15 protein-coding genes, 2 pseudogenes and 1 other annotated feature are annotated in these 19,144 nt (G+C 59.5%); of the genes and pseudogenes, 12 read left to right on the top strand and 5 right to left on the bottom strand.

Annotated elements, in window-relative coordinates:
- Nucleotides 1-43: 43 nt before the first annotated feature.
- The 5 genes from JL101_RS29370 to JL101_RS29350 all read left to right on the top strand — a co-directional run bounded on the left by JL101_RS29370 (nt 44) and on the right by JL101_RS29350 (nt 7,490).
- Nucleotides 44-1,495 carry a lipopolysaccharide biosynthesis protein gene (locus tag JL101_RS29370; RefSeq protein ID WP_203104448.1) on the top strand — a complete coding sequence of 484 codons (1,452 nt, stop codon included), beginning with the start codon at nt 44-46 and terminating at the stop codon, nt 1,493-1,495.
- Nucleotides 1,496-1,568: 73 nt separating this feature from the next.
- Nucleotides 1,569-3,947 (top strand): GumC family protein, encoded by a 2,379-nt coding sequence (locus tag JL101_RS29365; protein WP_203104446.1) that lies wholly within the window; start codon nt 1,569-1,571, stop codon nt 3,945-3,947.
- 183 nt (nt 3,948-4,130) lie between these two features.
- Nucleotides 4,131-5,438, top strand: a complete 1,308-nt coding sequence (locus tag JL101_RS29360; protein ID WP_203104444.1) for a hypothetical protein — start codon at nt 4,131-4,133, stop codon at nt 5,436-5,438.
- 92 nt (nt 5,439-5,530) lie between these two features.
- Nucleotides 5,531-6,394 (top strand): glycoside hydrolase family 16 protein, encoded by an 864-nt coding sequence (locus tag JL101_RS29355; protein WP_203104442.1) that lies wholly within the window; start codon nt 5,531-5,533, stop codon nt 6,392-6,394.
- A 136-nt stretch (nt 6,395-6,530) separates the two neighbouring features.
- Nucleotides 6,531-7,490 carry a glycosyltransferase family 2 protein gene (locus JL101_RS29350; protein WP_203104440.1) on the top strand — a complete coding sequence of 320 codons (960 nt, stop codon included), beginning with the start codon at nt 6,531-6,533 and terminating at the stop codon, nt 7,488-7,490.
- A gap of 201 nt (nt 7,491-7,691) precedes the next feature.
- Here JL101_RS29350 and JL101_RS29345 read toward each other — a convergent pair.
- The 3 genes and pseudogenes from JL101_RS29345 to JL101_RS29335 all read right to left on the bottom strand — a co-directional run.
- A pseudogene (locus JL101_RS29345) lies at nt 7,692-7,955 on the bottom strand (transposase); the annotation flags it as partial.
- Between the two features lie 56 nt (nt 7,956-8,011).
- Nucleotides 8,012-9,232, bottom strand: a complete 1,221-nt coding sequence (locus JL101_RS29340; RefSeq protein ID WP_228435549.1) for an IS256 family transposase — start codon at nt 9,230-9,232, stop codon at nt 8,012-8,014.
- A gap of 51 nt (nt 9,233-9,283) precedes the next feature.
- A complete protein-coding gene (locus tag JL101_RS29335) occupies nt 9,284-9,691 on the bottom strand; it encodes a hypothetical protein (protein WP_228435573.1) in 408 nt (135 codons plus the stop codon).
- Between the two features lie 441 nt (nt 9,692-10,132).
- On the opposite strand from JL101_RS29335, the gene JL101_RS29330 reads away from it, so the two are divergent.
- Nucleotides 10,133-10,417 (top strand): transposase, encoded by a 285-nt coding sequence (locus tag JL101_RS29330; RefSeq protein ID WP_203104590.1) that lies wholly within the window; start codon nt 10,133-10,135, stop codon nt 10,415-10,417.
- 20 nt (nt 10,418-10,437) lie between these two features.
- The gene (locus tag JL101_RS37010; protein ID WP_203104594.1) at nt 10,438-10,935 is read left to right on the top strand and encodes an IS3 family transposase; all 498 of its coding nucleotides are present in this window, start codon (nt 10,438-10,440) and stop codon (nt 10,933-10,935) included.
- A gap of 447 nt (nt 10,936-11,382) precedes the next feature.
- On the opposite strand, the pseudogene JL101_RS37005 reads toward JL101_RS37010, so the two are convergent.
- Nucleotides 11,383-11,901 (bottom strand): annotated as a pseudogene (locus tag JL101_RS37005) (recombinase family protein); the annotation flags it as partial.
- A gap of 29 nt (nt 11,902-11,930) precedes the next feature.
- Nucleotides 11,931-13,091: a transposase gene (locus JL101_RS29325; protein WP_203104588.1), complete on the bottom strand. Its 1,161-nt coding sequence runs from the start codon at nt 13,089-13,091 to the stop codon at nt 11,931-11,933.
- A gap of 85 nt (nt 13,092-13,176) precedes the next feature.
- On the opposite strand from JL101_RS29325, the gene JL101_RS29320 reads away from it, so the two are divergent.
- From JL101_RS29320 to dbpB (JL101_RS29300), 5 genes are all read left to right on the top strand, one after another.
- Nucleotides 13,177-14,408, top strand: a protein-coding gene (locus JL101_RS29320) for an IS3 family transposase (RefSeq protein WP_228435572.1) whose coding sequence is annotated in 2 segments (ribosomal slippage) — nt 13,177-13,468 and nt 13,468-14,408 — 1,233 coding nt in all. Because the reading frame shifts where the segments join, the coding sequence is not laid out codon by codon here.
- Nucleotides 13,461-13,577, top strand: a sequence feature (AL1L pseudoknot). Its footprint overlaps the gene before it by 117 nt.
- A gap of 759 nt (nt 14,409-15,167) precedes the next feature.
- Nucleotides 15,168-15,650, top strand: a complete 483-nt coding sequence (locus tag JL101_RS29315) for a hypothetical protein (RefSeq protein ID WP_203104162.1) — start codon at nt 15,168-15,170, stop codon at nt 15,648-15,650.
- Complete coding sequence (gene dbpB / locus JL101_RS29310; protein ID WP_203104160.1) at nt 15,644-16,771, top strand: DGQHR domain-containing protein DpdB; 1,128 nt, start codon at nt 15,644-15,646, stop codon at nt 16,769-16,771. Before JL101_RS29315 ends, dbpB (JL101_RS29310) begins: the two co-directional genes overlap by 7 nt.
- Nucleotides 16,768-18,042 carry a tRNA-guanine transglycosylase DpdA gene (gene dpdA, locus JL101_RS29305; protein ID WP_203104158.1) on the top strand — a complete coding sequence of 425 codons (1,275 nt, stop codon included), beginning with the start codon at nt 16,768-16,770 and terminating at the stop codon, nt 18,040-18,042. Before dbpB (JL101_RS29310) ends, dpdA begins: the two co-directional genes overlap by 4 nt.
- Nucleotides 18,039-19,139, top strand: coding sequence for a DGQHR domain-containing protein DpdB (dbpB, locus tag JL101_RS29300; protein ID WP_203104156.1), 1,101 nt, complete (start codon nt 18,039-18,041; stop codon nt 19,137-19,139). The genes dpdA and dbpB (JL101_RS29300) overlap by 4 nt, the downstream gene beginning before the upstream one ends.
- Nucleotides 19,140-19,144: the final 5 nt, after the last annotated feature.

Below are 19,144 nucleotides of genomic sequence, written 5' to 3'. Positions count from 1 at the left end.
GTGGGCGCCTGCCCTACCTAAAGAATGCCGGATGAACTGATAGATGATCGCGACTCCGCTTTCCGGCAGAAGTGCCATTACCTGGTCAACTGCGGAAGCGATGGGGCGGCACGCGCTGTCCCTCGTGTTCTTTCTTGCGTTGACCCGACTTCTAACTCCGGCCGACATTGGCCTGTTCGCCTTTGCCCTCGCGGTGCAGACCTTTGCCGGCGTCTTCGTTGACCGCGCGGTAACGGAAACGCTCGTGCAGCGCGATTGTCTGCGGGCTGAACATCTTGATGCCGCCTTCTGGCTCAACTTGGCGTTGGCAGCGGCACTCGGCTGTGTTATGGCACTGAGCGCCGATCTAATCGCGGCGGCGATCGGCGCGCCCGACATTGCGGACCTGGTTCGGCTGCTTGCTCCGGCTCCGTTTATAGGAGCGCTGTGCAACGTTCAAGTTGCGCTTTTCCAGCGTCGTCTCAATTTCCGCACACCCGCTAAGATCTGGATGACCGGACAGGGGGTTGCCGGATGCATTGCGGTGGCAATGGCCATAGGCGGTTGGGGCATCTGGAGTCTGGTTGCCAATCAAATCGTGGAAACTTCGATCTGTGCCATTCTCTTCTGGCTCATTGGCGATTGGCGTCCGCGGTTCCGGTTCGAGTGGCGCGCCGGGCGGGACCTTTTGCGATACTGGACGGGAGCGACTGGGGCGCGCCTGTTCTTCTTCGCACGGGAGGGCGCCGACCGCCTTATCCTTGGAATCGTTCTAGGGCCGGCAGCGCTCGGCTATTACACGGTGGCCACACGGATTGTACGTATGTTTGTTGATTTGCTGGCTGAAGGAAATGGCAAGGCGGTCTTGGCCATAATGAGCCGAATGCAAACCGAACAGGAAAGGCTCCAAGCTGCCTTCGTCCACTTCCTCTGCTTTTCCACCCTGCTGTCGTTCCCCGCCTTTTGCGGCTTGGCTCTCGTCGGACCGGATTTCGTCACCGCTTTTTTCGGGGAGCATTGGAAGTCGTCGTCCGAAATTCTGCCGCCGCTCGCGATCGCAGGGGCTGGCATGATGGTGCTCCATATCCATAGTATCTTCCTGCGCGCCTCGGGACACTCGTTCGTCAACCTCGCTATGGTTTCTGCCGTCGCCACTCTAGATGTCTTGCTGATATCGGTGACAGTGCCGCTGGGGCTCTCGACGGTCGCCTGGGCTCTCGCGGGACGTGGCATCCTGGTTCTCCCAATATGCGCCGCCGTGACGGGCGGTGCCGGCGGACGCGCCGCCCGGGCCTATATGCCCGCAGTCATCTGCACAGCAGTTATGATCCTCGTGATACTGCCCTTGCAGGAAATCGCGAGGAAACATTTCGACCTTATAATGGCAAACCTTATCGTTATCGTAATGGGTGTGCTGGTTTATGGGGCAGCTGTAGTTCTTCTTGGGCGATCTAACTTAGTCGAGCTTATAAGGATCTGGCGCGCCGGTACTATAGCGGAGGACCTGATAAAATGATATTGAAGTAGGATAGGCTGTCCACTCCATCTATGTGCACCGAGGGGGCATCGCTAACGGGTTCTATGTAACTATGGTTGCCGGCCAGCATTCGTGGCTGCGCTTGGTTGTCATTTTTTCCCCAAAAGGCCAGCCACCAATGGGTCATCGAAAAAGACGAATGGAAGGACCAAGCATGGTTGACAATGTCGACGGCAGCACTGTGTTCCACAATACGGATCCTTTGCATTCCGTGGCATCGCAGAATGCATCAGAAGGCGGGAGTGTTGTGGGGTTGTTAGATGTTGTTCGGCGGCGCAAGCTGACGATCGCCACGTTCATTGCCGTACCCGTGGTACTAGGTGCACTCGCCTGCTTACTCATGACGCCGCAATACATGTCGTCGGCGACGCTCATGCTGTCCCCTCCCGAGCGCCAGATCGTTGGGATACAAGAGGTTGTCGGATCACTCGGGCGTTCGCCGGATGTCGTCGAGACCGAGTTGCAGGTCCTCCTCTCACGCTCGTTGAGCCGCCTCGTCGTTGAGGAGTTGAACCTCGCGGCACTTCCGGAATTCAACAAAGAGCTAGGCACACCGTCGGGTATTCAGGGAGTGATTGGCTGGGCAGCCGACTCCATGCGCACCGCCCTCGGCGCAATATCTAACGACAGGAACTGGTCAAATACGCCTGAAGAACCCCGTGAACGTCCAGGCAACGAACTCTCCAAAGTTATTGAACAGTTCCGCAAACGCCTTAGTGTGCATCCTATTGGCAAGTCGCGTGTCCTGGAGATATCGTTTCTTTCGCAAGATCCCCAACTTGCGGCTGACGTGCCGAACCTAATCGTGCGCTCCTACATCGACGGCCGCATGAACGAGAAATCTGAGGAAACCCGCAAAGCGAACCTATGGATTTCTAGCCAGCTCGCTACCTTGCGCGAGAGTCTCGATGCCGCGGAGCGAGCCAAGGAGCGGTTTCGTGAAGAGGCCGGATTGGTGCCCGGTGGACGCGATGTCACCCTGGTCCTTGAACAGATCTCCGATGTCAGCTCGCAGCTGGTTAAGGCGCAAGGTGACAGGATCAAGGCGGAGGCGCATTACGAGCGGGTTCGCAGGGTAGCCACTGACAGGCGCCTGGAGCATGCCCCAGAAGTCCTCTCTTCACCAGTCGTGCAACATCTGCGTGAGCAAATGACTGATGTTGATAGGCGCAGGGCAGCGGCAGAACGCACGCGCGGCAGCCGTCATCCTGAAATCATAGAACTGCGCGCGCAGGCCGCAGAAATCAACTCCATGATCGGCGCCGAAATCCAACGAATCGCTGCTAGCCTACAGGCGGAGGTGGCAACGGCGCAAGACCGTGAGGAGGCTTTGAAGCAGCGCCTTCAGTCGATGAGGGAAGAAGTCAATGAGATGAATCGGCGCCGCGTCGGGTTGGAAGCTCTAGAGCGCGAAGCAAACGTGAATCGCACCATCTATGAGATGTTCCTGACGCGTGACAAGGAAACCGGCATGGAGGGGTCTCTCGCGAACGCCGACGCGAAGATTGTCTCGCCTGCCGATATTCCGGCCGAGCCCACTATTCCAAACGTGCCCGTCGTCATGGCGCTCACGCTGGTCCTGTCTGCATCCTGCGGTTTATTAGCGGCTTTTCTCCTGGAGCAACTTGACCAAGGCTTTCGCGGACGTCAGCAGATCGAGCGGCTCACTGGTGTCCGGACCGTTGGAATTGTTCCGATCGTCAACCGAACATCTCTGTTTCGGCGCACTCGCCCTCACCAGTTCGTGCTCGACAGCCCACGCTCCGCCTATGCAGAAGCGCTCTACACCGTCTATGGCCGAACCATTCATGATGCCATCGTCGACGGCCAAGCGCCGAAGTCACTAATAGTTACCTCATCTGTGCCGAACGAAGGGAAAACGACAGTGGCGACCTCGCTCGCCTTATTGCTCGCCAGCTTCGGTCGCAAAGTGTGTTTGGTGGACGCGGATCTGCGCCGGCCGCAGATACATAACCTGATGGGCGTTCAATGCGGCCCCGGCCTTTCCGATTGGCTCTCCGGCACCTACGAACTTGAAGGCGTTCTGCGAACCGGTCTCGCGTCGGGTGTTGACATCCTGACATCTGGCAGGCCTGTCCCCAATCCAAGCGACGTTTTATCGTCCTCAGCCATGAGAGCTGGCCTCAATCAACTCTGCGACCTTTACGATCTGGTGATCGTAGACACCGCTCCAGCATCCGTCAGCGCCGATGCCGCAAGCCTGTCTTTCATCGCTGACCGGACGCTTTATCTGGTTCGATGGGGTCAGACTCGACGTTCGGTGGTCACACAGATGCTCCAGGATACCGTTTCCATGACGGGCACAATCCCGGTAGTCGCGCTGTCAATGGTTAATGTGCGCCGCTATGCTCAGTACCGCTTCGGCGATTCCGGCCAGTATTACGGCTCGGCAAAGGCATATTTCAAATGAGCTCGACTGAAGTGGCTTTGTTTGTCTGATCAGCTTTGTTAGCGGATAAGTGGAGCGCCTGCCAGGTTCAGACTGCCGCGATCTGCGCATGTATGCTATGGTGGCTGATCCTTATGCATCACTCTACTCCTCAGTCGTGCCTGCTATTTTCGCTACTTTATTGTCAACGCTCTCCGGTATCCCATGACTCCCACACTTGTCGGCCTTGCCGTGATACCATTTTCCATCTACCTGTTTTTATTTCGACCAGATTGGCTTGTGCCCGCGTTAGTTGCAAGCGTTCCGTTCTCAGCAACGGCCGTGCTCAATATAGAGTCAATTTCTTTTGGCCTGCAATCCTACCATGTTTTGGGGGCGCTTCTGCTAATTCGCTGGACCTTCTGGCCGTCCTTGACCGAGGCTCCATCGCGTCCCGGTGGAGATATTTCCACCGTATGGCTCGCTCTGTTCGCCATTGCAGTCCTGACCTCTCTCTATGTACCGATTCTCCAAGGACGTTTGAGTCTCTATCATCTCACCCAAACTGCTTATCTCCTGTTCGGGCTTTCTACCTCTTTCGTTGTCTCTCGGGTCGCCGCTAACCGCAGGATCCTTATAGACGGCATCTCCTGGTTCTTATGGTCTAACCTCTTCGTGTCATGCTGGGCGATTTTCCAGTTTATCTGCTTCAATACCGCCATTCCTTATCCGGATTGGCTGTTCAACAATAGCGTCAGCGAGTCCGCGACTTTCTTCGATCAGGTAATCGAAGAGTATGCGATGCCACGGGTTAGCTCCGTGGCCGTCGAACCTTCGTTCCTGGCACGTCAGCTCCTCTCCGCTTTGGCCGTAGCTTTGGGGCTTATGCAAACTAACATTGGGGAGCGACGCCTACCATTGCGAAGTTTGGCTGCCGTTTACATCGCAGTGCTGGTACTATGCACGTCGAGCACCGCTTACTTCGGACTTTCCCTACTATTTCTTTATGTTGTCGTGCGTCTACCGCGCACCGCGCTGGCCGCGATTCCGGTTGGCGCCATCATTGGCTCTTTGGCACTTCTGATTATTCCTAATTTGGCGGGAGCAATTTACGTGATGACTATTGGCAAATCCTCGGGCGGCTCGTTCATGGAGCGCTTCAGCTCTGTCATGGACGGTATGATCGGGTTTGCAGAGGCGCCATGGATCGGCAATGGATGGGGAGCAGTCAACTCTTGGGATCTTGGTTTTAAACTGCTTTCTAATGTCGGCGTTTTCGGCGCTTTGGCCTTCTTCGCCTTTACGGCATCTCTTCTGGCGCCGGGTGCAATGGCCGCCCTCGGCCGGCATCGGCCAATACCCGCGCTTAATGGCATCAGCGAGGCGCTTTCATTGGCGGTGATGATCGCTCTCGCCGTCGACGCCGTCGCCGGTTTCTCCTTCGCGACAGGCAACATCTGGCTTCTCTTTGGGCTGCTCTGGGCCGCCTGCGCGCTCTTAACCGCATCCCGCGATGCCGAGCTCATCCAGTGAGGTGGTTGTCTCGATCTCCGCGATGCCTGGGCGTGCCAAAACCTCTCCCGTCGTCGGACGTGACGTTGAATCCGATATCGGAGGACACAGTGGTGACACCGATCAACCGCAGGGGGTTTCTCCACATAGCGGCAGGCGGCACTCTCGCATCTATTTTGCCCTCTTCCGGTATCGCCGCCGCGGCACCAGGTATCCTCCAGCTTTCTGCCGGGGCATATCAGATCACGTTCGCGGATGAATTTTCCGATGCAACGGTGAGGTTCCCAAACGCCGCCTGGACCACAAACGTTGAGCGTTGGGGAGGCCTGCGCACTCTGACCGGAAACAACGAACTTCAGACCTATGTGGATGCAGCGTATGCTGGGACGGCTGATCAAGCTCTCGGAGTCGATCCATTTTCGATCCAGAATGGCATCCTTGCCATCGAGGCGAAGTCTTCGACACCTGCCTTCAAGCAGTTCCTCGGAGGACGTCCGTACACCTCCGGCCTGCTTGCAAGCATCCACACGCAGACCTACGGCTATTTTGAGATATCAGCCCGCATGCCCCGTGGACGCGGGCTGTGGCCGGCATTCTGGCTTGTGGGCGTGGGCGATCACGGGAACTCCGAAATCGATATAGTTGAAGTACTCGGGCACCAAACAGATGTTATCTACCAGACAGTACATCGGCCCGATGGTACCCGCAGCAGCCACACTCACTCCGGAACAGAAACCACTGATGGATTCCACACCTATGGTCTGCAATGGACTCCGGAATCCATCATATGGCATATTGACGGCGATCAAACTTACGATGTCCGCAACTTTTGCGATGTTCCGATGTTTATGATGGTGAACCTCGCTGTGGGTGGAAACTGGCCGGGTGAGCCGGATGCTTCAACCCCGTTTCCCGTGCGCATGGAAGTTGATTACGTACGGGCCTATCAACTTCTCAATCGCTCACTCAACCAGTAGAGGTAACATCAAAGATTTGTCAAGCCGGCAAAAGCCTTGTGGCACAGAAAAGCCGTCACGGCGATTAAATTTCCCTGGCATCTAACAACAATATCAATCCTAAAGAGAACGCCTTCGCTACGGGTCATATGTTACCATGCGTTTCATCTGCTTGAATGCATTGGAACGGCGTTGTGCGAAGCAAGACAAGGGTAGAATGTTGCGAGAAACACCGGCATCGGAAGCAATTGAGCTGGTTAGCGTACGCTGTGAAATCATCATACCAAGCTACAACCGTCTCAACCGTCTTTTCCAAACCGTGCGCTTCGTGTGTGGGCTCTATCCCGACATAGCACTCAGGCTAGCCATACAAGGAGAAGCTCCATCTGGCGACTTCGCGATATTCATCGACCAGCATGAGCGTATAAAGGTGAGCCATCGCGTCCAGCCAGGCGTGGTCGATGCTCTGAATGCGGCAATTCAGGAAACAGATGCTGAGGTTATCCTCCTGCTCGACGATGATGCGCTTCCCTGTCCTGGATGGCTTGAGGGGCACGTATCTGGGCTGCTGTCTTCTCCTGACGTTGCTTATACCTGCGGGCGCGAAGTAAATGTCGTGCAGGGGCGCACCGCGGTTTCCGAAATTTTGCGCATCACAGCCGAAATGTCCCTCGGCCTGTTCGTTCCGCGCTCGCGGCGGATCGGCGGCCGCATCATCGGCTGGACGACCTCGGCAGGGATGGTCTTCGCCAATTTCTGCCTTCCTGGACGCGCCGTCATCAACGCGCCAATGGAGGGCAACTTCGCTATACGCGTGGACGATTTCCAGCAGATGAACGGATTCGATGCGCGGTTTAAGGGCAATGCTTGGGGCTATGGTCTCGAACTTGGCTACCGTTTCGCGCGTATGGGGCGTAACGGGTTGTATGTGGGAGACGCAATTATCCTCCACTACCCCCATCCGAGCGGCGGATCGAGAAATCGCCGGGGACGGAAGTGGTTCAAGGATTATGTCCACAACAACAGTATTCTGGTTCGGACGATCGGCCCTATTGCTTGGTTGGGGGCGATACCGCGCCTCATCAAACGCGGTCTGCAAGCCTTCGCCCGTGCCTAACCACCGAAGTTGATGGAAGGGATCTTGCTGCATCTGGACAGAGGGCCAATACCTGCAGGAAGCTTGGTCGGCTCAGAAGTCTTTCGCCCATCTTTCCCAAAAGCCCGGTTCGTCGTGGTGGGCATTCCGCATTGCGGGTCGTGTCCGAAGGTTGGTAGGAATTGCTGAGGGCGCATTCTCCTGAGCTTCAGGGTCGTCGGATCAGGCGGCGAGGTCAAGCGGCTGGTCGGCGGGAGCGACGTGCAGGGTGTCCCAACCGTCAACGCGGCGTAGGGTGATCTGGCCGCTGGCGAGCAGGGCCCAGAACAGCATGCAGGCGGTCTCGGCACACGGCAGCAGGCACTGCGTCTTGATCCGGCGCTTGAACTCCTCGTGCAACCGCTCGATGGCGTTGGTCGTCCGGATCGACTTCCACTGGTCGGGCGGGTAGAGCAGGAAGGTGAACAGGTTGGCACCGGTCGTGTCCGAAGGTTGGTAGGAATTGCTGAGGGCGCATTCTCCTGAGCTTCAGGGTCGTCGGATCAGGCGGCGAGGTCAAGCGGCTGGTCGGCGGGAGCGACGTGCAGGGTGTCCCAACCGTCAACGCGGCGTAGGGTGATCTGGCCGCTGGCGAGCAGGGCCCAGAACAGCATGCAGGCGGTCTCGGCACACGGCAGCAGGCACTGCGTCTTGATCCGGCGCTTGAACTCCTCGTGCAACCGCTCGATGGCGTTGGTCGTCCGGATCGACTTCCACTGGTCGGGCGGGTAGAGCAGGAAGGTGAACAGGTTGGCACCTGCCTCCTCAAGGCTGGCGGCGACCGCTGGGCACTTCAGCCGCCACTTTCGCACGAACGCCTTCCGCCGGGCTTCGACATCCTTCACCGTCCTGGCGTAGATCATGTCGGTGTAGTCGGTGCTGATCTCTTCGTGCAGCTTCTTGGGCGCGTGGGCCACGAGATTCCTATGCTTGTGGACTGTGCAGCGTTGCCGCGGCACGTCCGGCCAGAGGGCGCTCAGGGCCGCCTCCAGGCCCGGGGCGCCGTCGATGATCAGCAGGTCCGGCGTGGCGAGCTTGCGGGCGACCAGATCATCCAGGAAGGCCCGCCACGCGGCTTCGCTCTCGCCGCCCATATTGCGCAGGCCGAGAAGCACCTTCTGGCCGTCGCGCCGGACACCGAGTGCCACCAGCACCGAGATGCCGGTGGCCCGTTTGTCCAGCCGGACCTTGACCACGGTGCCATCCAGTATGATGCGCACGATGTCGTCCTGCGACAGATCCCGCTTCTGCCAGGCTTCCCAGTCGCCCTGGACCTTGCGCCAGGCCCGGCTGACGGTGTCCTTGCCGACCGCCCCGCCGAACAGCGCTCCCAGGGCGCGGCGGACCCGGCGGGTGTTGGTGCCCGCCAGGTAGGTCCCGGCGATCAGCGCCTCGGCCTGCCTGGTCAGTCGCTTGTAGGCCGGCAGCGTCCGGTTGCGCCATTCCCGGGTCGTGCCGTCGGCCCCGGCCAACCGGGCGCGCGGAACCGACACGGTGGTCGGGCCGAATGTGCCGAGGACCTGTCGGTCACGATGGCCGTGGCGATGCCCCTGGCGTGGCCCGGCGCGCTCATAACGCCCGCGGTTCAGCGCCGCGTCCAGCTCGCTCTCCAGCATCGCCTCGATGAACGAGCGGATCCGCTGGCGCACACCGGCTTCCAACGGATCGAACCAGTCGTCGCCCAGCAATGGAACCGCGGCGTCGTTGGATGTAGTCTTCTCCATGGCGTGATCTCCTGCGGCGGTGGCCAGACCGCCGGTGTGGGTTCTTCACCTTCAGGAGATTACGCCGCCAGACAATTTCCTACCAACCTTCGGACACGACCGCATTGCGACGCTGAGTGGCAGATAACGCAGTGAGACGCCCAGCATCCGCATCGTTCCATCGGGTTTTTCGAAATACTCCTTCAACTTTCTGTAATCCGCATTCTGTTCATCGTATGGAATATCTACATATATTTGACCACTACATGAATCCATGCTGTTCTCTAAGGCAAATCCAGCACATGGGACCCACAAGAATTTTTGCTCATCCAGCCATGCTGTAATACTACTCCATATATCCGTCTCGTAATAATCAATAAATTCTTCGTTTATATTGTCGTCAATGCCGAATACGATCATCAGAACGTCACGCTGCTTCTGACGTGCGATCCGGTCGATGTGTTGAATGATCTGAGGCATTGATTTCCTCTCAATCCGTCTGGCGTGCCCGTATCTCCGGAAGTGTGATGCTGGTTAACCGATTCATGAGGAATACATGGCGCAGGGTATGCTGCGTGCATATGTTCACGAATCCGACCGGCATTTTCATCAATCCGGCCACCTGCGCTTCAACCATGGCAGGCACTTCGCGAGGGCGACGGCTGGCCCCGCCCCATGGGGCGGGGCCAGCCGTGGGCGTCTGACGTAAGTTCACTTTACGTTTGTTTTCTCGAGGTTGGAAGCGGGGTGATCGATGGCGCTGCCGGAAGGGGCGATGCCACCGCGAGCGGGTTTGCGCAGGGAGTCGCCCTGAAGTTCAACCCGGTAGGCGGCGTGAACAATGAGGTGGATCCCGGAAATGAGACAGGTGGGTATGTGAGAGTCCTGCTCCCATATGCGGCTTAGAAACAGGAGCAGTTAGTGAAGCAGTCACGGCAGAAACATAGCGCGACGTTCAAGGCGAAGGTGGCCTTGGCGGCGATCAAGGGCGACCGGACGGTCGGCGAACTGGCCGGCGAGTATGGTGTCCATCCCAGCCAGATCCATGCCTGGAAGAAGGCGCTGCTCGACGGCGCGGCCGGCGTGTTCGAGAGCGGCAGCGACCGCGATGACAAGATCAGCGAAACCCAGGTCGGCGAACTCTACCGCCAGATCGGCCAGCTGAAGGTCGAGAACGATTTTTTGGCCAGGAGGCTCGGCAAGTAGGCCGGGCCGAGCGTCGCGCGATGATCGCCCACGCGCATCCCACCTTGTCCGTGCGCCGCCAATGTCAGTTGCTGGACGTCAGCCGGGCGTCGGTTTATCGCCGCCCGGCTCCGGTCAGCGCCGACGATCTCCGGCTGATGGAGCTGATCGACCGCCAGTACCTGGCGCGGCCCTTCTACGGCTCGCGTCGCATGGCGGCGTGGCTGGCCACCCAGGGCTTCCCCGTCAACCGCAAGCGGGTTCAGCGCCTGATGCGGTTCATGGGACTGGTCGCCATCTACCAGCGCCCCAATACCAGCAAGGCGGCGCCCGAGCACGCCAAGTATCCCTACCTGCTCGGCGGCCTGACCATCGACCGGGCCAACCAGGTGTGGTGCAGCGACGTGACCTACATCCCGATGGCCAAGGGCTTCATCTACCTGGTGGCGATCATGGACTGGCACTCGCGGGCCGTGTTGACGCCCCGGACAATCTTGCAAAATCCGGCTGCTGTTATCAGGATCATGCCCATCGGGTAAGGGTGTGACCCGGAAGACGACTGTGATGTCAGTGTGGTCGATCTCCACGCGCTTGACCAGCAGGCGGATCAGGTCACGACGCTGGTGCCAGTCGAAGGCTTCGAGCTTGTTGCGGACATGGCCAGCAAAGTCCTCCAACCGTCCGACCAGGAGCGTCAGGGTGGTTTCCAGGGAAGTTCGATCGAACAAGGCTCGGCGGCGTTCCTCCAAACCGCCTAGGCGTTGGCGGAACCCGACAAGGCGCGGCTCGAACTCTCCCTTGTCGATAACCCCTTCGGCATAGCTGTCGATCAGGCGGTCGATACCCCGCTTCAGCTTGGCCATTTGAGCTTCCAGAGCGGCCAGATCGATTTGCTCGGGGCCGCCATCCCGTACCTGGTCGAGGCGGCGCTCATATTCGGCGGCCAGGCGGTGCGGATCGTTCAGCAGCCGCTCGACCTCCCGCCAGACGGCGGCATTCAGGTGATCGGCGCGAACCTGCGCGTTCGTGCAGACGCGCTGCCCGCCGAAGCGATACGCATCGGAACCGCTGCACCGGTAGTACGGGTACTCGCGCCGTTCGCCGCTGCGGGATCTCGGATACACTGTCTTGCCGTAGTAGGCATAGCCGCACAGCTTGCAGACGACCAACCCCTGAAGCAGATGGCGCTGCCCAGCGGGCGTTCGCCGGTGGCGGAGGCGGTTCTCGGCCAACTGGGCCTGGACCGCCTCGAACAGCGCGGGGTCGACGATCGCCGGGACGGGCACCGTCACCCAGTCTTGCGCAGGGGCGTTGTAGGTGCCGCCGTCGATCTTGGGGTGCTCAGGCTCCCCGCGCCTGGGGCGGAGCCGGGCTGGTGCGGGTCCCGCCTGGGTCTTGCCGAACGCCGCGGCGCCCATGTAGGCCGGGTTCTTGAGCATATCTCCGAGGGTCGAGGATGCCCAACGCGGTCGGCCTGTGTAAAGGGCGGATGAAGCTTGGTCCATCCGCATTTCCGATACCGCTGGCGAATTCCCTATGCGGCTTTGGGCATCATGAGGGCGGTAAATGCCGATTGGCGGGTTTGAGCACGCGGTTCACCGACCAGCCAGCAATAGATGCGGCCCAGGTCGATGGCGGCGGCGATCAGGAGATGCTGCAAATGCGTCTTGGCCTGCCCGATATAACGCGAGCGCCGCAGATCGAAAGCCCTGACGCCTTGTGAGATTGTCCCTTCGATACCGGCCCGTTTGCCGTACTGTTCGCGGAACTCTGCCGTTTTCTCCCGATGCCGGGCTGCCTGCAAGGCGATCTGAAGCTCCGGCACCTGCAGGGTCAATGTGCGCCTGACACCATCGGCGTCGATACAGTCGAGGCGGTGGGGACAGGCCTTGCAGGTCGAACTGGCGAAGTTGACCCGGATGACCGGTTTGCCCCTGGGTTCCTGCGTCGGGACCCAGTTGGCACTGGTCTGCCCGGCCGGGCAGATCGCCTGGCGTCGCTCCCAATCGATGGTGAAGTCCTGCGCGGCGAAGCCTTTGTTCTCGCGCCCTCGGCGGTGATAATCGCCGCGCGTCGGTCCCAGCAGGTCAACGTCGTACCGGGTGCGGCTGGACAGCAGGCGTTTGGCATCGACATAGCCGGTATCGGTCAGATGCACGGCCGGCAACAGATCGTCGGCGGCCAAAGCATCGTGTATCGTCTCCAGCACATCACTGTCGGCCACAGGAGCAGCAGTGGTTTCCACGTGGGTGATCAGGTGAGGCTGGTTGTCCTCGCAGCTTTCCGTGAGATGTACCTTGTAGCCGACCCAGGAGGTGCTGCGTTTCTTGGCGAAATGCGCTTCGGGATCATAAGGCGACGCGATGAACAGGGCCGACGGCGGCACCCCCTCGGCTTCGGTGCGCCAGTGGATGTCCCCTTCCGACCGATAGAATTGTTGGACCCAGACCTGCCGCATGATCTCAAGGGCCGGAATTTGCCGGAGCCAAGCCTCGGTTTCCTGGGCGTAGATGGCGTCGAGTAGCGCGTGCCCATCGGCGCCGATCTGCTCGGCATAGGCTTGGCGTCCGTCCTTGCCCTTGGGCAGACGGTAGTCGTCGAACCGTCGGCCATAACGCTCCAGCCACTCCGGTGGACTGAGCCGATGCAACCAATCGGGGGCACTCACGGCCAGGCTGTTGAGAGCATTGCGCATCGTCTCACCGGCGCATTCCAGACGATGGAGAGTGAACCGCGCCGGGTTTACCGGAGGCCCCATTTCTTGAGAGACTGGGGTCATCATGACGAAACAGGCATCACCCAAGTACGCCCCTGAAATCCGCGAACGCGCGGTTCGGATGGTGTTCGATCACGAAGGCGAGCACGCGTCGCAGTGGGCGGCGATCAGCTCGATCGCGGCGAAGATCGGCTGCACGGCGGAGACGCTGCGGGGCTGGGTCCGGCAGGCCGAGCGCGACCAGGGGAAACGGCCCGGCCCGACGACGGACGAGCAGGAGCGGATCAAGGCGCTGGAGCGCGAGGTCCGGGAACTGCGCCAGGCGAACGAGATCCTTCGCAAGGCATCGGCGTATTTTGCCCAGGCGGAGCTCGACCGCCCGTTCAGGAAATGATCGCCTTCATCGACGAGCAGCGCGCCGTCCACGGGGTCGAGCCGATCTGCAAAGTGCTGCCGATCGCCCCGTCAACTTATCACGCCCATGCCGCCCTGCGGACTGACCCGTCAAAGGCGCCGGCCCGCTGGCGAAGCGATGCGGAACTCAGCGTGGCTATCCGGCGGATCTGGGACGGGAACTTCCAGGTCTACGGGGTCAGGAAGGTCTGGCGGCAGTTGCGGCGGGAAGGCCTTGACGTGGCGCGTTGCACAGTGGCCCGGCTGATGCGGCGTATGGGGCTGAAGGGGGTGACACGCGGCAAGACGGTGCGGACGACGATCAGCGACCGGGCGGCACCGTGTCCGCTCGACCGGGTGAACCGCCAGTTCCAGGCGTCCTGCCCGAACGCCTTGTGGGTCGCGGATTTCACGTTTGTGGCGACATGGCAAGGCTTCGTTTACGTGGCCTTCGTCATCGACACGTTTGCCCGGCGGATTGTCGGCTGGCGGGTCTCGCGCACCGCACACGCCGGATTTGTCCTGGATGCCCTGGAGCAGGCGCTTCACGACCGCCGTCCGGCCAAAGGCAGCGGCCTCATCCACCATTCCGACCGCGGGTCGCAATATGTCAGCATTCGCTACACCGAGCACTTGGCCGAGGCCGGTGTCGAGCCGTCGGTCGGCAGCGTCGGCGATTCCTATGACAACGCCTTGGCCGAGACGATCAACGGCCTCTACAAGACCGAGGTGATCCGACGCCGAGGGCCATGGCGCAACTTGGAAGCCGTCGAGTTCGCCACCTTGGAATGGGTCAACTGGTTCAACCACCGGCGCCTGCTCGAACCCATCGGCAACATTCCACCCGCCGAGGCCGAAGCACGCTACTATGCTCAAACCGAGGACGGCGCCAGGGCGGCGTGACTCAACCAAATCGGCCTCCGGGAATCCCGGTGCGGTTCAGTCCTCCGCGAGACCACGTCGAGCAACTCACCGCGCGACAGGCGGAAAACCACCTCGCGTTTCGCGCCTAAAGGTCTCACTGTATCCGGTGCATCATAGCTCAAATTTAGCCAACTGTATTTCACTAACAGATCCAACTGCCCGAAAATTTTTGATGCAGTTTTTCCGGCTGTTGGCTTTCATCGAATTAGCAGTTATGGTGATCGTTGTGCATCGGTTGATCCTACTTAAGTGACGCAGTCAATGAATGAAATCAGACATTTCTCTTCGGGCGGGTGCCCTATCGTTGTTACGAACTGCACCAATCGTAAACGTGCCAAGCCTTCTCTCGAGGCGACACTCGGTAGTTCACTGCCAGGGCCGGTAACCAAGCTTGCAACAGTTTGGGCCTCTCGATTAAGCAATCTACCTCGCACTCTGAGGGGCATAGATCTCTACTGTGGACGCGCTTTCGTAGAAGCCAAGTGGGTTAGCACGCATCTGAACGCGCCTCTCTTCGTTGCTTCAGCAGGGCTTGGTCTGGTTGACTCAGGGATCATGATCCCTGCTTACGAGGCTACAGTTTCGCCCGGAATGCCCAACTCTATTGGTGCGCTATTAACCGACGGCAATGTCAGTGAATGGTGGAGGCAACTATGCGCAGTGAGTCACTTCAGCACGACCCTCAACTCTCTAGAGACCTCAACTCTCTTGGTCGCTTTATCGGGGCCCTACTTTCACATGATGCGCTCCGATCTGATAAGTTGGGCCGATCAGAATCCTGGTCGACTGAGACTGTTTCTGCGCATTGATCCCGAAACTGTGCCATCGGATCTGCGGCAGTACCTGATGCCCTATGACAATCGCTTGAACGACCCAGACGCCTATCCAGGCACGGACGGCGATTTCGCCCAAAGAGCCCTTGCTGACTTTGTCAGAAATCTGTTCGATCCCCGCGCTCCGCATTCGCCCGATGAGGATGCGGCACGGATTCGGGCCAGGCTCGCACTGTTCAAGGCCCCGCTACGGCCAGTCCGCGCTCCGGCGACCGATGAAGAGATCCAGCACCTCATTCTGCTGCACTGGGAAGCGGTCCAGGGGCGATCGGGCATGATGTTGCGTAAACTGCGTGACGAGTTCGGCATTGCCTGTGAGCAGGGGCGCTTCAAGAATTTGTTTCATGCCGTTGCCAAGACGCGGCAGGGGAATCTTATGCCATGTTGAGCACCAACGATGACGCGATCACGGTCCGAGCGCTAAAAACCTACCAGGGTAAAGACATCGAGATTTATTCATTTTTTCTATACGGCTCCGACATTGTAAGAATTGCCGATATCTCCCGTATTGCTCGTGATGAGGCGGAGACGCTGAAAGGCTTTCAGCGGAAAGAGATCAAGAGCCACGTCAATGCGATCGTGGAGTTTCTAGAAACCGGTTCCGTGTTGTTCCCCAACGCAATCATCCTGGCACTATCCCCGGAGGTGGTGTTCCGGCAGTCGAGAGGGCCTGTACCGACCGGCATGCTTGAGATCGCCCAGAGCGGCACCCTATCGATTCCGATCCGGCCGGAAGGACGCCGTGCCGCCTGGATCGTTGATGGTCAGCAGCGTTCCCTGGCTCTGGCTCGCGCGACCAACTCTAGGATACCGGTTCCCGTCGTGGCCTTCGTTTCCGCCGACCTGGAAATGCAACGCGAGCAGTTCATCCTGGTGAATAAGGCAAAGCCTCTACCGACGCGCCTCATCAACGAGTTGCTGCCAGAGGTCAATGCGCTGTTGCCGCGGGATCTCGCTGCGCGAAAATTGCCTAGTGAGTTGTGCAACCTGCTCAATCGAGATCCGAAGTCACCGTTCTACCACCTAATCCGGCGAGAGTCGGAGACCAATGAGGTGGAGACGGTCATCACGGATACCGCCTTGCTAGAAGCCATCAAGGGAAACCTTAGAGCCCCGACGGGAGCGCTCAGCATATACCGCGGAGCCCAGGACTCTGACGCTGACGCCATGTACCGCGCACTGGTCCTGTTCTGGTCAGCCGTCCGGCAGACTTTTCCCGAAGCCTGGGGAAAGCCACCGACGGAAAGCCGCCTCATGCACTCCGCCGGTATCCGGGCGATGGGAGCCTTGATGGACCCGATTATGGTCCGGGCTGACAGCAGTCCCGACGGGGAGAGGGAGGTGCGCGACTCGCTCGCTCGCCTGGCACCACACTGCTGCTGGGTCGATGGGGTGTGGGAAGGGTTGGGCTGGCGCTGGAACGAGGTGCAAAGCACTTCTCAGCATATCTCCAAGCTCACGGACCATCTGGTCCGTCTCGACCGAGCCTTGTCGAGGCCGCAGCGATGAAGTTCATTTTCGCCGACAGCCTGGACCTTGTGGATCCCCGATACGACTTCAAGGCGGATCGCAACGGGATCGGCCGCAAGCCCTACTGGGACGATGTCTACCCACACGAGCTTCTTGCTACGGCCCCCTACGACGGCATGCTGGTGTCACGGGGCATCGTGGAGTCGAAGTACACCGAGTCCCAAGCAATGCGGTTCCGGCGTTCCGGTGCACGGGTTTTTCTGCGTCTTGATGAACCCGAGCGAGCCCGGTTCGACATATTCGGGGATTGCGGCGCCTTCACCTACGCGAATGAGGATGTGCCTCCCTACACGCCGGATGACATGGCGGAGTTCTATGATGATTGCGGCTTTACCCACGGTTGCTCCGTTGATCATATCATCTTCGATTACGATCTAACCCTGAAGGGAATGGAGGGCGGTTCAGCGAAAGCCCACGAGCGGTTCGAGGTCACTCTCACCAATGCTCAAAAGTTCCTCGAAGCCACACGGCACATGAGCAATCGGTTCACCCCCATGGGTGTCGTGCAGGGCTGGTCTCCCGGCAGCATGGCCGAGGCCGCACGGCGCCTAGCGACGATGGGCTACAACTATCTTGCCATTGGTGGCATGGCGCCGTTGAAGGCGGATCAGATACGCAGTTGCCTGCAAGCGATCCGGGAAGCCATCCCGCTAGACACCCGCATACACATCCTCGGTTTCGCTAAGGCAAATGACATCAAGCTTTTCGCACCCTTCAAAATCACCAGCTTTGATACCAGCTCGCCGCTGATCCGGGCCTTCAAGGATGCCAAGCAGAACTATTACCTGCCCAACGGGGACAAAGGATTGAGCTACTACACCGCGCTCCGCATCCCGCAGGCGCTCGAGAACACGAAGCTTCTCAAGCACATCAAGTCCGGCACCTTTCGGTCGGAAGATCTCAGTCGATTGGAAGCCGCTGCCCTCGATAGCGTGCGCGCCTATGACAAGGGGCAGGTGACGCTCGATGAAACGCTGGAGGCGGTACTCGCCTACAATGCGCCGTTTGCGGTCGGACAGCACTTCGAGGAGGTGCGTGACAGCACCACCATGCGGACGCTGGCCAAGCAGTATCGCGTCACACTCGAAGAGCAACCCTGGAGGCGGTGCGACTGTAGCATCTGCCGGTCGTTGTCCATCGAAGTGATGATCTTCCGGGCCGCCAACAGAAATCGCCGGCGCGGTATCCATAACCTGGGTGTCTACAAATCCCTCATCGACAACCTGCCGCCATCCGGAGAAGCATCATGAGCCAGATGTCCTATTTGGCTATCCAGGCGCCGCAGAGTACTGACCACATTGTGGTCTCCTTCGCGGCAACGGCTGAAGAGATCCTTCGCTTTTCGACGATCGACCGCGTGGCCCGGAGTGCGGAGGGAACGCTCTCCGGCTTTCAACGACCGCAGATCGCCTCCCACATCCGCGAGATCAAGGATTACCTGGAAAAGCCGGACGCTGTTCTGCCCAACCCCATTGTTGTTGCCTTCACCAGGGGCGTCCAGGTCGAGAGCGTGGACGACCAAGTCTGTCGGGTCACGATCGACACGGCGGACGGCCCGCCAGGCTTTGTCGTCGACGGCCAGCAGCGTCTGTCAGCACTTGCCCAGGTAAAGGATAAGGATTTTCGCGTCTTCGTCTCAGCGCTGGTCTGCCGCGATGAGGCAGAGTTGCGGCGCCAGTTCGTGCTGATCAACAACACACGCCCGCTGCCCAAATCCCTCATCTATGAACTGCTCCCGACCGTGGGCGGACTCCCTGACCGACTTGATAATCGATCACTGGCAGCGGAATTGACCGCGCAACTCAACTATCGTGAGGATTCGTCCCTCCGCGGCCAGATCAAACAGCACACCAACCCTCAAGGTGAGATCAGTGACACGGCCATTCAGCGCGTCATCATGAACTCGCTGAACGATGGAGTCATGCGCGAGTTTATCAGGGAGCCGGACGGAGAGCGCCGTTGCTTTGACCTGGTGAACAACTTCTATCGGGCCGTTCAGATCGTCTTCTCAGGCGATTGGCGCGATCATAAACCAAGAACCTCCCGCCTCGTCCATGGTGCCGGGATCTCCGCCATGGGCTATGTCATGGAGCATTTGGCCATTCTGGACGGCGCCCGAAAGTGGGACGAGTTCGCTGCCGGGATGGGATGTCTGCAGGGTAGGACCGCCTGGAGTTCCGGGGAGTGGCGCTTTGCCGACGACGACGTGCGCCACTGGAAAGCGATCCAGAACCTCAACAAGGACATCGTGACGCTAGCTCATTACCTGCAGGCGATCGTCCGAGCCGATATGCGGTCGCGGAAGACGCCCCGGCCAGCGCCGCTGCTTGATGCGGCCGCGGTCTGACGGAG

The sequence above is a fragment of the Skermanella rosea genome, assembly GCF_016806835.2.
GTDB lineage: Bacteria > Pseudomonadota > Alphaproteobacteria > Azospirillales > Azospirillaceae > Skermanella > Skermanella rosea.
This window is presented reverse-complemented; position numbering and strand designations above follow the sequence as displayed.

Excerpts from the sequence above, each read along its gene's own strand:
- JL101_RS29325 (WP_203104588.1), bottom strand. The coding sequence starts at position 13,091 with ATGCGCAATGCTCTCAACAGCCTGGCCGTGAGTGCCCCCGATTGGTTG.
- dpdA (WP_203104158.1), top strand. The coding sequence starts at position 16,768 with ATGAAGTTCATTTTCGCCGACAGCCTGGACCTTGTGGATCCCCGATAC.
- dbpB (WP_203104160.1), top strand. The coding sequence starts at position 15,644 with ATGTTGAGCACCAACGATGACGCGATCACGGTCCGAGCGCTAAAAACC.
- JL101_RS29360 (WP_203104444.1), top strand. The coding sequence starts at position 4,131 with ATGACTCCCACACTTGTCGGCCTTGCCGTGATACCATTTTCCATCTAC.
- JL101_RS29350 (WP_203104440.1), top strand. The coding sequence starts at position 6,531 with ATGCGTTTCATCTGCTTGAATGCATTGGAACGGCGTTGTGCGAAGCAA.
- JL101_RS29335 (WP_228435573.1), bottom strand. The coding sequence starts at position 9,691 with ATGCCTCAGATCATTCAACACATCGACCGGATCGCACGTCAGAAGCAG.
- JL101_RS29340 (WP_228435549.1), bottom strand. The coding sequence starts at position 9,232 with ATGGAGAAGACTACATCCAACGACGCCGCGGTTCCATTGCTGGGCGAC.
- JL101_RS29315 (WP_203104162.1), top strand. The coding sequence starts at position 15,168 with ATGATGCGCTCCGATCTGATAAGTTGGGCCGATCAGAATCCTGGTCGA.
- dbpB (WP_203104156.1), top strand. The coding sequence starts at position 18,039 with ATGAGCCAGATGTCCTATTTGGCTATCCAGGCGCCGCAGAGTACTGAC.
- JL101_RS37010 (WP_203104594.1), top strand. The coding sequence starts at position 10,438 with ATGATCGCCCACGCGCATCCCACCTTGTCCGTGCGCCGCCAATGTCAG.
- JL101_RS29370 (WP_203104448.1), top strand. The coding sequence starts at position 44 with ATGATCGCGACTCCGCTTTCCGGCAGAAGTGCCATTACCTGGTCAACT.
- JL101_RS29365 (WP_203104446.1), top strand. The coding sequence starts at position 1,569 with ATGGTTGCCGGCCAGCATTCGTGGCTGCGCTTGGTTGTCATTTTTTCC.